We start from the raw sequence: 15,843 nt of genomic DNA, 5'->3' as shown, positions 1-15,843 counted from the left end.
GGGGCAGGCCCGCCTGGGCGAGCAAGGAGTCGGCCCACATCGTCGCCCAGGCGGCCTGGAGGATCGGGGATCCCCCTCAGCAGTCCAGCGTGACCGTGCCTGTGGCGCCGTCGACGGTGATCAGCTGCCCGTTGCGGATACGTGTGGTGGCGTCCGGGACGCAGATGACGGCCGGGATGCCGTACTCACGGGCGACCGTCGGTCCGTGGGCCATCACAGCGCCGGTCTCAGTGACGAGGCCGCCGGCCGTGAGGAACAACGGGGTCCAGCCGGGGTCGGTCGTCGGGGCGACGAGGATCTCCCCGGGTTCGATGGACGCGTCGGAGGGGTCACGGACCACACGGGCATGGCCGGTGACGCGACCGGATGCCGCACCCATTCCGGTGAGCGTCCGGCCGTCGGACTGCGGGGCCGGCAGGAGGGTCTCCACATCCGTACCGTCCGAGAGCAGGGCGACCGGAACGGTGCGGCGGCGTAGCTCACGTTCGTACTCCGCGCGGCGGGCGGTGATCGTGTCGCGCAGGTCGGCACCGGTCTCCACTGCCGCACGCAGCTCGGGGAGTTCGAGGAACATGACGTCGTCAGCGTCTGCGAGCAACCCCTTCGCCTCGAGTTCCGCACCGATGAGGAGCAGGCGGCGGCGGCGGTCGCGCAAGGCGTGGAGCCCGGCGAACTTGCCCGCCTCGCGCAGCCCGGACAACTCTCTCGACCTGCGGAGGAAGAAGCCGGCGAGGCGGCCACGCAGCGCCTGCTTGCGGCGGGCCCGCTCGGCGAGCTCGGTGAGCATCGACTCGGCCCTCTCCGCGGCGCGCTCGAAGCGACGGTCCGGGGCCTGTTCGGGGTCCGTGACACGCAGGTAGTTGGCGAGCATCGTGAACACCGGCGTCGGGTTCTCGGTCCAGCGCGGTACGCCGACGTCGACCTCGGCGGCCGACCGGGTTCCGTAGTTCTTGAGGAACGTGGCGAGACCGAAGTCCGGCAGCGTGCCCGCCAGTTGGGCGGCGGCGAGTTCGGAGGGGGAGGTACTGAGCAACATCTCGCGGTGGGGCTCTGCCCGCCGGGCCACGTCCCACAGCGCGAGGTCCATCTCGATCGTGACGTTGTGCGGCATGCCGCCGAGCACCGTGTGGATCTCGTCCTCGCCTGCGATGCCCTTGAGCAGTGGCGGCAGCGCGGCGGATACGGCGAGTCCGCTGACGACGGGCCAGATGATCGCGTCGGCGAGCGTGCTCGACTCGGCGTCCTGCTCGACCAGGTCCAGCAGCTCCGCCGTCGTGGCCGGATCGGTGATCGGCTGCCGGCGGAGGCGTTCGATCTCGCCGAAGACACGGGCCCGCGCCCGCGCCGGACGGGCCAGCGCGCCGAGAATCCCGGCGGCCGCCTTCGGTCCCGCCTTCATGGCAGCGGCATTGCGCTTACGGGGAGTCTTCTGCGGCGCGAACCGCGGGTCGTCGAGGAGGTGTTCGACGGCCTTCTGCGCGCGCGGCCCGAAGTCGACCGCCATCAGTTTGACGAGCCTCTGCCGCGTCGAGGGGTCGCGCAGAGCGTCGGTCAGGTCGCCGTACAGCCGCCCACCGATGTCGACGATCTCGACCGTGAGACCGAACGCCGCGAGCATGCCCGCCAGCATCGACTTCAGCGTGGACATGCCCATGGGCGTGACGGGCTGCAGCATCCCCTGGACATGGCCGAACTCGACGTACAGCCGCGGGCCCGGCTTGTCGCTCGGCGGGGGCGCGGGGAAGAGGGTGGTGATCGGACGCGCCTGCAGCAGCCACAGTTTCCCGTCGCGGTCGTAGGCCCACTCGATGTCCTGCTCCGCTCCGAGCAGGTTCTTGATCCGCTCGCCGGCAGCGCGCAGCTCCTTCCGGCGGGCCGGTGTGAGGCAGCCGCGCTCCTCGTCCTGCGCGCCGTCCAGCACGTAGTGGTCCGCCGCCGTCGCTCCGTCGACGACCGCCGTCCCCAGCCCCGGCGCGGCGTCGACCACGCTCGCGCTGCGCGAGCCGGTCAGCGGGTCGGCGGTGAACAGCACGCCCGCGACTTCGGCATCGACCATGCGCTGCACGACGACGGCCATCCGTACGGAATCGTGCGGGATGGCGTTGGCCTCGCGGTAGGCGATCGCGCGCTCGGAGTGCAGCGAGGCCCAGCAGGCCTCGATCGCCTCGATCAGCGCCTCGCCGCCCGTGACATCGAGGTACGTGCCCTGCTGGCCGGCGAAGCTCGCGTGCGGCAGGTCCTCGGCGGTGGCGCTGGAGCGGACCGCGACCGGTCCGCCGCCGAGGCGTTCGTACCCTGCGAGCACCTTCGCGCGCGGCACCTCCCCGCTCCCGTACGCCTCGGTCGTCACGCAGAAGCCGTCCGGCACCCGCTCGCCGAGGCGGATCAGCCCGGCGAGACCGGCGGCCTTGCCGCCCACCAGGTCCTGCTGCCCGCTGCCGATCGCCGTCAGCTCCAGCACGTCCATCCGGGCACCTCCTCCGTGCCGACCACGTCTTTCATGGCCGACCACACCAGTTTCCAATACGACTGCAATGTACAGCATGGCAATACAGGTGCAATGTAAAGTGGCCGTATGCCACGCAAGGTCGACCACCGTGAACGCCGAGAGCTGCTCGCCGACGCACTGATGCGGCTTGCCGCCACACAAGGGCTGGAAGGCGTGAGCCTGCGCCAGGTGGCGGCCGAGGCAGGCGTCTCGACCGGGATGGTGCAGCACTACTTCCGCACCAAGGACGAGATGATGACGTTCGCGCTCGGCATGGTCGCGGACCGGATCCGCGCCCGCTCCGATGCGGCGGCCGCGCCCACCACACCGCGCGACCTCGTCCGCGGCGTACTGCTCCAGATCCTTCCGCTCGACGACACCCGGCGGCTCGAGAGCCACGTCGGGCTGGCGTTCCTCGCCTACGCCGCAGTGAAGCCGGCGATCCGAGAAGGACTGCACAAGGACGCCGCGGGAATGCGCGGGTTCATCGCGCAACAGCTGCGTGCGGGCGGAGCTGACGGCATCGACCCCGAGCTCGCGGCGATCGGCCTGATGGCGCTCGTCGACGGCCTCGGCATGCAACTGCTGTCACGGCAGTACGCGGAGGACGATGCGGTCGCCGCGCTGGACGCCCAACTCACCCTGATTTTCGACTGACTGATTGAGCACGGTCGCACGCCACCGGGAGCTGTCCGTCGACCGCTGGGCGTCGGCTGCTCGGGATCAAGAGCGTGGCTGCAGCCAGTGACGCGCGGCGGCGAGGGTCACTTCGATGTCGTCGCTCCATGAACAGACTTCCAGCCACGACAAGTAGCCGTCCTGCGTAAAGACCAGGACCTCGCCAGGACACTCACCGGCCTCGGTGAGGAGCTGCGCTTCGGCCGCCACGACAGCACCGGGGCCGGTGGGCGCGGGCTCGACCTCGCTGGTGTCGAGTTCGAAGTAGGCGGTACCGCACCCGCATGTGCAGCGAGCCCGCACCCTCAGGTACGGAACGTGCATACGAAGTGCGGCGTGAACCGGATTGTCCGCGTTCAGGACTGCCGCAAGCACGTCGGCTACGCCGGAAGGCAGGCTCTCGGTCATCCCGTCACCGTATCTGACCAGGGGCTTCCGGCTCCGAGCTGGTGATGCGGACACAGCCGCCGCCGCGCTCTTCTCGAGCGGCGCACGCAGGAGACTGCGACGGGCCACCCCTCAGCAGCTCAGTGCTGCCGGATTCGAAGGGAGTTGCCCACGTGACCGGATCGAACGCCGGATCGGAGCGGCGGACAGGTGGCTGCCAGTGCGGGCTCATCTCGTACGAGGTGGCCGGTCCCCGGACGACCCGCACCTGTGCTCCCGCGAACACTGCACGCGGCTCTCCGGCGCGCCGGGACCCGGCCAGCGCCGCCGGGCAGGGCTTCCGCACCGAGCGGGGGATGATGGTGCTGGAATGACGGAACGCGAGGTCAGGAGCTTGCATGGCGAAGCGGGTTCACCAACCCCGTGAGGACGCGGAATTCGATTTCATCCTCGGGATGAGCGGAGTCCCGGTACTCGCGTACTTCATCGGGACATGGCCCAAGGCAATCGAGCCCTGCCGGGCGATGGACCTCGTCGTGGGCGCCATCGCCGACGAGTACACGGGCCGTCTGACGGCCGTCCGCACCGACATCACGCGCTGTCCGTCAGCAACCGAACGATACAAGATCACCGGAGCCCCGTCCTACGTCCTGCTGAAGGAGGGAGAGGCGGTGGCGCACGGCACGGGTCCTATGACCATCGCCGAGGTACGGGAATTCCTGGACGGCCACCTCTGAGCGGCCGCCGCGGCACTCCCACCGCGACCCCCGTCACGCGGCGCCGCCCGTGTCGGGGCACGGCGGTCGCCTCTTCCCAGACCGCACGGACGGCGTCCAGGTCGCGCAGCAGTCCCAGTTCGATGGCCGGGGCGAGCGCTCGGGTGAAGTGTTCGGCGATGTCGGCCGGCCACCACGGTCTCGACCTACTGGCGCCCCGTCGGGGACGCGCCCGCGGTCAGCGAGGTCGGTCCGGAGGCGCCGGCCGCCTCCGCGGGGCAAGCTACAGGGGCGCGGTCGGCGGGCTCGACCGGAGCCGAGTGGCGACGACCCAGGGCCGCGGGAACCCCTCGGAGGACTCCTTAAGACGCTGCGGGACGGGGATCTGCAGAGGAAGGTGCGGGGCGAGGGTGGGCAGCCAGGTGTCTTCCTTGCGCAGTAGCGCGTCCGCGGACTGCGGCGCCCAGGGCACCGGTCCCTACCCAGCCGAAATCCACTGGGATTCGATGTACTGGCCCGCCGCGCCGGAGCGCGGCCTGAACGGAGATGCGAGCAACGCCAAGGTCACGCTCCTGCTCCACTGCACCGATCGCGGACTCGATATCCAGGCCGACACGCACACGGTCCTTGTCCACGTTCGGAAGCGCAACGGTGATGGTTACGAGGACCGCCTCGCGCAGTGGCTCGCCGAGCAGATCGGCCAGAAGGTCATAGGACCGCCGCAGCACCCGTAAGGCCGCGGGTTTCGCTTCCCGTCCGGCCGTAGTCTGCCGAGCCGCCACCGGGCCCGCGGCGCGAGTCACCTGCCCGTGAGGACTCGGGATCCTCACCTACCCCGACGCCTTGGCCGAGAACGACGGCGCAGCCGTACCGTCAACTGACCCGAAATGGGCGCACTCGCCAGGCGCGTGCGCTCCTTCGCCCACATCCTCACCCAACTGAATCAAGATGCTGAAGCGCCAGACGTTCGGCCCCGCAGGTTCGGTCTCCTCCGCAGGCGCGTCCTGCTTTACACATGACACCCGGGCGCGGCCCCGGCTCAACGACGCATTAACCTCCGCGTGTGACCCAGAGCCGCAGCCGGACCGAACATCCTCAACCCGCCGGACTCCCTCCCTTTCAAACGTTGCTGGAGAGCACGGATTGGGCGTCGCTGGCCACGGCATGTGGAACAGGCGAATCCCTGCCTGCGGCTCTCACACGCCTTACCGACCCTGATCCGACGGTCAGGGAGTCCGCTGCCCTGGATGCCGTTAGGCCAGTGACTCACCAGAACAGCATCTACGAAGCCACCGTGCCCGTGGCGCTCTGCATTGCGGCGATCCTTGACCATCCAGCCATCGCGACGGACTGTTCCCCCCACGATGCCAAGACACCCCCGAATGGCCCGATACTCGTGCGGCTGCTCGCCTGGCTCGGCGACACCGCCTCTGACGCCGACGACGAGTGCCTTGCCCTTGCCGAACGCGACTACGGTGAGGGTTCTCCCGAGGAGCACGAGGAGATGCGTGCGTTTCGGGACGCGCGCCCCGCAATCTTCTCCGCTGTTCAGACCCTTCTCTGTCACGACAACGCCGACGTACGCCACGCGGCGCTGGTCACTGCCATCCCCCTCGTCGAACACCCCCTCCTCACCCAGCACCAGGCTGACCTGGCTGACCACGCCCGACGTCTACTGGCTACCAGCACCGACCGGCGCCACCGAGACCGCGTCCTGGACGCGCTGAAGGCATGGGGTCACGACACCAGCATCATGGAGAACGCGTCCGACATTGCAGCCCGCGAGCAATACGCTCGCCTCAGGGCCGCACGAGCGTCTGACTGGACGGACGGCGGCTACAGCGAAGACCCGCCGTTCTGACCCCAGTACCAAAGCGACCCTATGATCGCCAAGCGTGGCCACACCACAGAAGTTGGACCAGAGTCCGATCTCGCCCACAGAGCCAGATTGCGCACCGGTGGACTGGCCGCTCGTCTGCTCCAGCCGTATGGCCAGGAGTTGCTCCGAGGTCCGCATCGGGGCCTCGTGGGCGGCACCCTCGGCGGATGCCATGGCGCCGGCGCCGTTGGCCCGGCCTCGTACCAGTGGCGGCCGCGGTCGGGGCGGTGCAGCCGGTGGTGGACGCCGTGCTCGACGCGCAGAGTGGCGGGAGGTCCTCGGACTCAGGTCCCATCTGGGGGCGGGACGCCCGGTGGATGAGCCGGCCGGTCGGGTCGCCGACCGGCTCATCCACCCTTCAGTCGCAGCAATCGCAGCAGCACTTGCACGGATTGCAGCAGCCACCGCCGCAGCCATCACCCGAGCCGCCGCCGGAGCCACCAGAACCACCGGACCCATGGCCGCCGCCGGAACCGCCGCTGGAGCCGCCGGAGTTGCCGCCGCCAGAACCGCCGAACCAGCCGTCGCCCCCGGAACCCTCCCTGCCTGAACCATCCCGGCTCGAGCCGCTGTTGCGGTTGCCGTCGCCGAACTGCAGCGGCTCTCCCTCGTCCTGGCCGGCGTCCTCGTCGCAGCGGCAGCAGTTGAAGCACAGCCGGCAATCGCCGCACAACCGGCGCCACTCGCGACACCGTCGACACTGTCCCTCCGGCGGCCGGTTCGACGCCATCGGCCCGCCCTCCGGGGCCGCGCCCGCAAGCACCCCGACGCCGCACGTCGTGCTGGTGCCGGTCTCCGAGGGCGATTCCGTAGCCGTGCGGCGTCCCAGCCAGGGCAGCATGCGCGGGCCCGGCGCCTGGCGGCGGTGCTGATGGTGACGATGCCGGGGGTCGAAGACCCGATCGACGGCACGCTCCAACTCGCCGCCCAGAAGCGCCTGTACCAGCCGTCCGTCGACGAACACGGCCTCGGACAGGGCGAGTCGGATGCCATGGACCGCGTCGTCGCAGAGCCGGCGCACCTCGGCGAGGTCCGCGCCGGTCACAGCGATCGGATTCCACGCCCCGGACGCCTTGTCCGAGTCCAGGTCCTCCACCGCGTCCAGCAGATGCGCCAGCCGACCGAACAGGCGGCCGGCCTCCGCCAGCGGTTCGGCGTTGCCCGGGCGGCCCGTGAGCACCGCGGTGTGCGCGAACGCGGCTGCGGTCGCCGTCTCCGTGGGCTCCGTGACCGTCAGCAGCGAGCCACCGGGGCCGGTCGTCCGCTCGACCTCCGGCTGGCGCTCGACCGCCCCGAGGAGTACCGCGGTGTCGAAGCCGAGCCGTTCGCCGCCTGCTGCGCCCGCACGGTCCCAGCCGTGGGCGATCCGGCGTGCCGCAAGCGCCACCGGGCGGCGCCCCAACAGGCCGTCCCCGTCTGATATATGGTCACGTATCTTCGACGCGGCCAGAACCAGCGACACCGTCGCCGCCAGCCGCGCACCCTCACCCTGTGCCACGTCCGCCGACTGCATCCCGCGCAGCGGGCACGGACCGGCGCCGCGCCGCCAGTCCCCGGTTCGCTCCGACTGCGCTTCGGTCAGCACCGAGACGATCAGGCCGTCGTAGTTGGTGGCCACCCTCGCGAACTGCCCGTACTCGCTGCGCAACGCCAGGCACAGCCCGCACAGATGCGCCATCCACTCGGTACGCAAGCCCTCGCCCAGGCGATGGCGGCATGGCCTGATGATTCCGAACACCGAAGTTCTCCCCCGTTGGAACAGCTGCCCCGACACATCCGGTCGGACGACTCACGGACGCAAGACCGCACATGAGACACGACCGCGCGTGACGTCAACCGCAGGTGACATCGACGCGCGGCCGACATCCTAGATGGTCCCTTCCGAGGGATGTCTCCGGAACGAGTACGAGAGAGTACGAGAGCACGGGAGTTTCCGAGGCCGTCGCGTGGCGAAGAACCGGGACGTGTCGACGGTGAACGCCGCGCCGCTCCCCCCACCCGGCGCAACGCATCCGCTTGGTGGGTCTGGCCGTGTGACCGATCGGCCGTGTCGAGGTGGTGGTACGCGCGGCGAGTGCAGGATGGGGACACGCTTCCACGCCCCCGTCACTGACAGGAGAGCTCCCCGTGCTCGAACGCAAGCAACGCAAGAACCGGACCGAAATCACCTTCGTGCTTCCCGCCGACAACCCGCCGGGGCCTGTCAGCGTCGTGGGGGACTTCAACGGCTGGGATCCCCACGCCCACCCCCTCCACCCCCGGGAGGACCGGATGCGGGCCGTAACAGTCGCGCTCCCCCGAAAGACCAGCCACGCCTTCCGCTATCTGGCGGCCGGTGACTACTGGTTCAACGACGAGACCGCCGACGGCTGGGACGGCCCCAACAGCCGACTGAACACCTGACCCCCGGCTCATCCCGATCCCGAAGCGTCGGACCACCCCGGCGCGGGACCAGGCGCCTGGAAACGGCGCCACGCCTACCCCGGGCATGACCAGCCCGCCACCTGCCGGCCCGGGTCGGCAGAGGTGCCCGTGCGCGCCGTGGCAAGTGGATCGGGGTCACCCGAAGTCCTGGCGCGCACCGGGCGTGGCGGGAGTCCCTGACGTCGCTGAAAGCTCAGGGGGGTCAGGGAGGTCAGAGGCCTCGTCCAGTCAGGTCCGGCTCCTGGAGGGGGTTCGGGCCCGCTCCAGGTGGGCCGACACGTCCGCTCTGCGGGCGTGGAGGGCGTGGGCGCCCAGCGCGAGCGGGGTGTGGCCGACGAGTTCGAGGCCGTGGTCCTCGAGCAGTCGGGCGTAGTGGTCGGACGTACGCTCGCGGCCTCCGGTGTTGCACATCATGTGGAGGTCCCACGCGGTGGCGAGCGAGGGGACGGCGTCGGCCGGCAGGAGGCGTTCGACGATGAGAAGGTCCGCGTGCCGGGGCATGGCATCGACGCAGTGACGCAGGATGCTCCGGCACCGGTCGTCGTCCCAGTCGTGCAGGACGCGGGAGAGGATGTAGACGTCGCCGCCCGGGGGTACGTCCGCGAAGTCGCCCGCCCGGTATCCGCACCGGCCGCCGACTTCGGTGGCGTCCAGGTACGTGCGCGCCGCCGCGAGGACCTGCGGGCGTTCGAGGAGGACGCCGCGCAGGGTGGGGTGGGCGGTCAGGATGCGGCCGAGGAGTTCTCCGGTGCCTCCGGCGATGTCGACCACGGTGCGAGGGCGGCCGGGGGCGGCGGCCGCGGCGGTGAGGACCGGGTGCGAGGGGAGAGGATCGAACATGGCGGCGCTCGACGCCATGGACTGGTCGAACAGGGTGGCGAGATCGGGGTCGCGGGCGAAGTGGTCGAAGTGGTTCTCGCCGTAGAGGTGCTCGAAGCCGGGTTGTCCGCTGCGTACGGTGTGGGTCAGGTGCGCGAAGGACTGGTAGAAGGGGCCGCCGTACATCAGCGCCAGGGACCGCATCGAGCCCGGGACCTCCGCGTCCAGGAGTGCGCCGACGCCGGTGAGGCGGAAGCCGTCGGGGCCTTCCGAGACCACGCCCAGCATGGCGAGGTACCGCAGCAGGGTCGCCAGGCTCTCTGGGTGGGCGCCGACGGTCCGGGCCAGCTCCGAACTGTCGACCCCGGTGTGGCGGTTCATGGCCTCCGGTAGCCGAAGTCGCGCGCAGGCCGCCAGGGCCTGGGTGCTCCAGGCGCCCGTCAGCAGCCACAGGAGCGATTCCGCCGACTGCGGTTCGCCTGCCTGTCCTCGCGCGTGCCCCGCCGGGGCGAGGAGTCGGCCGAGGTGCTCGGCCAGTACGTCACGGTGGTCTCCGCCCGCGTACAGCTCGACGCGCCGGTACGCCGTCTTCGTGTCGGCAGGGGCGGTGAAGTAGAACACGGTGCCGTCCTCGTGCGGGTTGTAGCCGCCTCCGTCGGCGACCGCGCCGTGCCGCGCCAAGCTCGCCAACAGCCCCCGCAGCACCAGTGGGTCGGGCTGCGCGACGTCGAAGGCGAGGTGGGCCTCGTGGTCCAGTCGGCGTTCCTCGGCGGCGATCGCGGACAGTCCGGAACCCGGTGGCACCGTGAGCGCGAACACTTCGACCGCCCGGGGTTCCTCGGCGGGGCCGCGGACCACGGGACGGAGAATCCTTACGTCAAGATCCTCGGGACGGCGGCGGTGGCGTGCGGCGAGGCGTTCGCGTACGACGACACTCGGCTGCGCCTGCGCGTCGGCGGACAATCCGCACGCCGCCAGGTCCGCCCTCAGCGCCTGCTCGTCGGGCGGGAACACGAGCACGGCGGCGTGTGCGAAGCGGCACCGGTCCGTCAGTGCCCGCAGCTCGGGACCGTCGAGGCCGGGCAGCACGCGTGAGAGCAGGACGGACGTGTCCTGCTCCCGGACGAATCCGGCCGTCGTGCTCAGCCGCTCCACGTCGCCTCCGGCGTTCGCCGCCATTGTGGTCGTGGGCGTTGTGCTCGTGGGCGTTGTGCTCGTGGGCGTTGCGGTCATTGGCGTTGCAGTCGTGGGCGTCGTGGCCGCCGTCGTCGTGCTCGCGGGCATGGTGAAGGGCTGGTCGGAGTGCATTCCCTGTCCGTGTGTGAAGGAGGAAGCCCGGGCCGGGCCGCCGGAGCATGCCGTGCGCGGGCATGGGCACAGGCACGGGCAGCCCGCGGCCTGGCCCGGAACGGGACGATGAGGAGAGAAGGAAGAGAAGAGAAGGGGAGAGAAGAGGGTCGGTCAGATGCCGACGTAGTTCTCGGCGAACCAGTCCTGTTGGGTGCGCGAGGTGCGCAGCGAGGCGATCCGGGAGTGGCGCAGACGATCCTGGAAGAGGGAGGCGTCCTCGGCACCCGGGGCGTCGTGCAGGAGGCGGATCATCCAGTGCGAGAACTCCTGGGCGCGCCAGATGTGGGCCAGGCACCGCTCCGAGTAGGAGGCGAGTGGCCCGGGGTCGCCGTGAGCGAGGTCATCGGTCAGGGCCTGGGCCAGGATCTCTGCCTCCAGCACCGCGAGGTTCGCGCCCTTCGCGGCGGACGGGCTGATCAGGGCGGCTGCGTCGCCCACCAGGAACAGCGAGCCGTGGCGCAGCGGCTCGAGCACGTCGGACTCCAGGTCGACGACGGTGCGCTGGACGACCCGGCCGCGCAGCAGAGGTCCGTACTCGGTCGCGCGCATGCGCAGGTCGAGTTCGTCCCAGATTCGGTCCTCGCCCCACGTGTCGGCCCGGGTCCCGCGTTCGCACTGCAGGTAGTAGCGGGTGATCTCGGCGGATCGGGCCATGTGCCCGGCGAATCCGCGTGGGTGGGTCGCGTAGCCCACGGCGTCCAGGCTCGGCGGCGCCTCGGCGAGCAACCCCAGCCAGGTCACGCCGTGGTCGCGGTGGTGGCGATGGACCACGCCGGGCGGAAGCGAGCGCCGCCCCGCCCCGTGGCGGCCGTCGCAGGCGGCGACGTACCGTGCCCGCCAGCGTCCGGGGCGCCCGTCCCCGTCCCGTACGGTCACCGTGGGCGTGGGGCCGTCCGCGTCGGACACGCCGACCGCCTCGGTGTCGAAGTGGATCCGCCCCCCGGCATCGATGAACTGCGCCAGCAGATCGGCGACCAGCTCGTGCTGCGGATAGACCGTGTGCGGCTCACCCCGACCGAGCCGTCGGTAGTCCAGGCGGAAGCGGCCGTCCTCGGTACGGAACTCGCAGACGCTGTGCTCGTGCCCGCGCCGGCGCAGTCCCCCGTCGAGTCCGTTGCGTTCCAGGATCCGCACGGTGTTCGCGGCGAGGAAGCCCGCCCGTGCCCGGTTCTGGACGTGGTCACGACCGGAACGTTCCAGCACGACACAGTCGATGCCGCTGCGAAGTAAGAGGTTCCCCAACACCAAGCCGGCCGGGCCGGCCCCGAGGATGACCACATCAGCCGAGTCCTGGGCGACCCGGGCGTACTGACTCTCTGTCACAACGGTGGATCATAGGCACTGAAATATATGTGGACAGTCAAATATCACCCGAATGGGCTGCATGATGCGAAAAGGATTCTGCCGTCGCCGAGGAACGCCTGCCGCCGACTGTCGCCGACTGACGGCGTGGAACGGCGCGGCCGAGGCCGCCAGGGGCAACGACGCCCGCCTCGGATACCCCCTCCGCGCCCATCACGGACAGCGTCATCGCGATGATCCATGTCACTGTCGTGGGATCTTCAGTAGGCCACGGCGCAGCCCTTAGCGTTGCCGAAACGAGCCGGGCGCGACGCGGGCGAGTGCCTCTCCCAGGCACTGGGTACGCGGGGAGGTGTCGGCGATCCGTTGCTCATCACCGGCAGGGTGAAGGGATCATGATGTTCCGCAAGGTACTGGTGGCCAATCGCGGGGAGATCGCGATTCGCGCGTTCCGCGCAGGCTACGAGCTGGGTGCGCGCACGGTGGCCGTCTTCCCGCACGAGGACCGCAATTCTCTGCACCGGCTGAAGGCCGACGAGGCGTACGAGATCGGTGAGGCCGGACATCCGGTGCGGGCCTACCTCTCCGTGGAGGAGATCATCCGGGCGGCCCGCCTGGCCGGTGCCGACGCCGTCTACCCGGGTTACGGATTCCTGTCCGAGAACCCGGACCTCGCGCGTGCCTGCGAGGAGGCGGGCATCACCTTCGTGGGTCCGAGCGCGCAGACCCTGGAGCTGACCGGGAACAAGGCGCGTGCCGTGGCCGCCGCCCGGGAGGCCGGCGTACCCGTGCTCGGTTCCTCGGCACCCTCCACCAACGTGGACGAGCTGGTGGCTGCCGCCGAGGGCATCGGCTTCCCGGTGTTCGTCAAGGCCGTCGCCGGCGGCGGCGGTCGCGGCATGCGGCGGGTCGAGGATCCGGCGACGCTGCGAGAATCCATCGAGGCGGCGGCCCGCGAGGCCGAGTCCGCCTTCGGCGACGCGACCGTCTTCCTGGAGAAGGCCGTCGTCGACCCGCGCCACATCGAGGTGCAGATCCTCGCCGACGGCGAGGGCAACGTCATCCACCTGTTCGAGCGCGACTGCTCGTTGCAGCGGCGCCACCAGAAGGTGATCGAACTCGCGCCCGCCCCGAACCTCGACCCGGATGTGCGGCAGCGCATCTGCGACGACGCCGTGAAGTTCGCCCGCCGGATCGGCTACCGCAACGCGGGCACCGTGGAGTTCCTTCTCGACCGCGACGGCAACCACGTCTTCATCGAGATGAATCCGCGCATCCAGGTCGAACACACGGTGACCGAGGAGGTCACCGACATCGATCTGGTGCAGTCGCAGCTGCGCATCGCCTCGGGCGAGAGCCTTGCCGATCTCGGCCTGGCGCAGGAGTCCGTCGTCCTGCGCGGTGCCGCCCTCCAGTGCCGGATCACCACCGAGGACCCGGCCAACGGCTTCCGTCCGGACACCGGCATGATCAGCGCGTACCGCTCTCCGGGAGGCTCCGGCATCCGGCTCGACGGCGGCACCACCCACGCCGGTACGGAGGTCAGCGCCCACTTCGACTCGATGCTGGTCAAGCTGACCTGTCGGGGCCGGGACTTCAGCACGGCCGTCGACCGGGCCCGGCGCGCGGTCGCCGAGTTCCGTATCCGCGGCGTGTCCACGAACATCCCCTTCCTGCAGGCCGTGCTCGACGACCCGGACTTCCAGGCGGGACACGTCACGACGGCCTTCATCGAGCAGCGGCCGCACCTGCTCACCTCGCGCCACTCCGCCGACCGCGGCACGAAGCTGCTCACGTACCTCGCCGACGTCACCGTGAACAAGCCGCACGGCCCTCGGCCCGAGCTGATCGCCCCGGCCACCAAGCTGCCGGCGCTGCCCTTCGGCGAGCCGGCCGCCGGCTCCCGGCAGCGGCTCCTCGCCCTCGGCCCCGAGGGCTTCGCGCGGAGCCTGCGCGAGTCGCCGACCATCGGTGTCACGGACACCACGTTCCGCGACGCCCACCAGTCGCTTCTCGCCACCCGGGTACGGACCAAGGATCTGCTGGCCGTCGCCCCCGCCGTGGCGCACAACCTGCCGCAGCTGCTGTCCCTGGAGTGCTGGGGCGGCGCCACCTACGACGTCGCGCTGCGCTTCCTCGCGGAGGACCCGTGGGAGCGCCTCGCCGCCCTGCGCGAGGCCGTGCCGAACATCTGCCTGCAGATGCTGCTGCGGGGTCGCAACACCGTGGGGTACACCCCTTACCCGACCGAGGTGACCGACGCCTTCGTCCAGGAGGCCGCCGCCACCGGCATCGACATCTTCCGGATCTTCGACGCGCTCAACGACGTCGACCAGATGCGCCCCGCCATCGAGGCCGTACGGGAGACCGGAACGGCGGTGGCCGAGGTCGCGCTGTGTTACACGTCCGACCTCTCCGACCCGGCGGAGAAGCTGTACACACTGGACTACTACCTGCGGCTGGCCGAGAAGATCGTCGCCGCGGGGGCGCATGTACTGGCGATCAAGGACATGGCGGGCCTGCTGCGCGCCCCCGCCGCGTCCAAGCTGGTCTCCGCCCTGCGCGCGGAGTTCGACCTGCCGGTGCACCTGCACACCCATGACACCGCGGGCGGACAGCTCGCCACGTATCTCGCGGCGATCCAGGCCGGGGCGGACGCGGTGGACGGAGCGGTGGCCTCCATGGCCGGTACCACCTCTCAGCCCTCGCTCTCGGCGATCGTCGCCGCGACCGACCACTCCGACCGGCCCACCGGCCTCGACCTGCAGGCGGTCGGTGACCTGGAGCCGTACTGGGAGAGCGTCCGCAAGGTCTACGCCCCCTTCGAGGCGGGTCTGGACTCGCCGACCGGGCGCGTGTACCACCACGAGATTCCCGGCGGGCAGCTCTCCAACCTGCGTACGCAGGCCGTCGCGCTGGGCCTGGGCGACCGGTTCGAGGACGTCGAGTCGACGTACGCCGCCGCGGACCGGATGCTGGGCCGGCTGGTGAAGGTCACGCCGTCGTCGAAGGTGGTGGGTGACCTCGCGCTGCATCTCGTGGGCGCCGGGGTGGCCCCCGAGGATTTCGAGGCGGCGCCGAACCGCTTCGACATCCCCGACTCGGTCATCGGCTTCCTGCACGGCGAGCTGGGCACGCCGCCCGGCGGCTGGCCGGAGCCGTTCCGCACCAAGGCGCTGGAGGGCCGCGCCGGCCCCAAGCCGATGCGCGAGCTGACCGCTGAGGACCGCACCGGCCTCGCCAAGGACCGGCGCGCGACGCTGAACCGCCTCCTCTTCCCCGGCCCGACGAAGGCGTACGAGGCACACCGCCAGGCGTACGGCGACACGAGCGTGCTGGACAGCAAGGACTTCTTCTACGGGCTGCGCCCCGGGAAGGAGTACACCGTCGACTTCGGGCCCGGTGTGCGGCTGCTCATCGAGCTGGAGGCCATCGGCGAGGCCGACGAACGCGGCATGCGTACCGTCCTGTCCACCCTGAACGGCCAACTGCGGCCGATCCAGGTACGCGACAACGCGGTGGCCGCCGACCTCCCGGTGACCGAGAAGGCCGACAGGTCCAACCCGGGCCATGTCGCCGCGCCGTTCGCCGGCGTGGTCACGCTGGCCGTCGCCGAGGGCGACGAGGTCGAGGCCGGTGCGACGGTGGCCACCATCGAGGCGATGAAGATGGAGGCCTCGATCACCGCCCCGAGGAGCGGACGGGTGTCCCGCCTGGCCATCACCAGGATCCAGCAGGTGGAAGGCGGCGACCTCCTCGTCGAGATCGGGTGAGGCACTGGTCGGGCGGCGGCGGGGGCA

At 70.6% G+C, this 15,843-nt stretch carries 12 protein-coding genes; 7 read left to right on the top strand and 5 right to left on the bottom strand.

Translation table 11 applies throughout. The features are described 5' to 3' along the window. Nucleotides 1-76: 76 nt before the first annotated feature. Nucleotides 77-2,467 (bottom strand): PEP/pyruvate-binding domain-containing protein, encoded by a 2,391-nt coding sequence (locus tag ACFC0D_RS31310; RefSeq protein WP_376443203.1) that lies wholly within the window; start codon nt 2,465-2,467, stop codon nt 77-79. Between the two features lie 108 nt (nt 2,468-2,575). On the opposite strand from ACFC0D_RS31310, the gene ACFC0D_RS31305 reads away from it, so the two are divergent. Beyond that, nucleotides 2,576-3,145: a TetR/AcrR family transcriptional regulator gene (locus ACFC0D_RS31305; RefSeq protein WP_376443200.1), complete on the top strand. Its 570-nt coding sequence runs from the start codon at nt 2,576-2,578 to the stop codon at nt 3,143-3,145. 66 nt (nt 3,146-3,211) lie between these two features. Here the strand turns inward: ACFC0D_RS31305 and ACFC0D_RS31300 are convergent, their stop codons facing one another. Beyond that, on the bottom strand, nt 3,212-3,574 hold the full coding sequence (locus ACFC0D_RS31300) for a hypothetical protein (RefSeq protein WP_376443198.1): 363 nt from the start codon (nt 3,572-3,574) through the stop codon (nt 3,212-3,214). Nucleotides 3,575-3,726: 152 nt separating this feature from the next. Here ACFC0D_RS31300 and ACFC0D_RS31295 point away from each other — a divergent pair, with 152 nt between their 5' ends. The 4 genes from ACFC0D_RS31295 (at nt 3,727) to ACFC0D_RS31280 (ending at nt 6,130) form a co-directional block, all read left to right on the top strand. Further along, nucleotides 3,727-3,927 (top strand): hypothetical protein, encoded by a 201-nt coding sequence (locus ACFC0D_RS31295; RefSeq protein ID WP_376443196.1) that lies wholly within the window; start codon nt 3,727-3,729, stop codon nt 3,925-3,927. A 24-nt stretch (nt 3,928-3,951) separates the two neighbouring features. Next, entirely contained in the window at nt 3,952-4,290 is a 339-nt protein-coding gene (locus ACFC0D_RS31290; protein ID WP_376443193.1) for a thioredoxin family protein, read from the top strand. A 410-nt stretch (nt 4,291-4,700) separates the two neighbouring features. Further along, nucleotides 4,701-5,003, top strand: coding sequence for a hypothetical protein (locus tag ACFC0D_RS31285; RefSeq protein WP_376443190.1), 303 nt, complete (start codon nt 4,701-4,703; stop codon nt 5,001-5,003). 560 nt (nt 5,004-5,563) lie between these two features. Then, nucleotides 5,564-6,130, top strand: a complete 567-nt coding sequence (locus ACFC0D_RS31280) for a hypothetical protein (RefSeq protein ID WP_376443187.1) — start codon at nt 5,564-5,566, stop codon at nt 6,128-6,130. A gap of 376 nt (nt 6,131-6,506) precedes the next feature. Here the strand turns inward: ACFC0D_RS31280 and ACFC0D_RS31275 are convergent, their stop codons facing one another. After that, on the bottom strand, nt 6,507-7,886 hold the full coding sequence (locus tag ACFC0D_RS31275; protein WP_376443184.1) for a DUF5685 family protein: 1,380 nt from the start codon (nt 7,884-7,886) through the stop codon (nt 6,507-6,509). 389 nt (nt 7,887-8,275) lie between these two features. Between ACFC0D_RS31275 and ACFC0D_RS31270 the strand changes: the two genes are divergently transcribed. Then, on the top strand, nt 8,276-8,551 hold the full coding sequence (locus tag ACFC0D_RS31270) for an isoamylase early set domain-containing protein (protein ID WP_376443181.1): 276 nt from the start codon (nt 8,276-8,278) through the stop codon (nt 8,549-8,551). Between the two features lie 249 nt (nt 8,552-8,800). Here the strand turns inward: ACFC0D_RS31270 and ACFC0D_RS31265 are convergent, their stop codons facing one another. Both ACFC0D_RS31265 and ACFC0D_RS31260 read right to left on the bottom strand, forming a co-directional pair. Continuing rightward, nucleotides 8,801-10,546, bottom strand: a complete 1,746-nt coding sequence (locus ACFC0D_RS31265) for a methyltransferase (protein WP_376443178.1) — start codon at nt 10,544-10,546, stop codon at nt 8,801-8,803. Nucleotides 10,547-10,852: 306 nt separating this feature from the next. Next, a complete protein-coding gene (locus ACFC0D_RS31260; protein WP_376443175.1) occupies nt 10,853-12,064 on the bottom strand; it encodes a 4-hydroxybenzoate 3-monooxygenase in 1,212 nt (403 codons plus the stop codon). A 377-nt stretch (nt 12,065-12,441) separates the two neighbouring features. On the opposite strand from ACFC0D_RS31260, the gene ACFC0D_RS31255 reads away from it, so the two are divergent. Then, entirely contained in the window at nt 12,442-15,816 is a 3,375-nt protein-coding gene (locus ACFC0D_RS31255; protein WP_376443240.1) for a pyruvate carboxylase, read from the top strand. The last annotated feature ends 27 nt before the right edge of the window (nt 15,817-15,843 follow it).

It is taken from the genome of Streptomyces sp. NPDC056222, from assembly GCF_042264065.1.
Taxonomy (GTDB): domain Bacteria; phylum Actinomycetota; class Actinomycetes; order Streptomycetales; family Streptomycetaceae; genus Streptomyces.
This window is presented reverse-complemented; position numbering and strand designations above follow the sequence as displayed.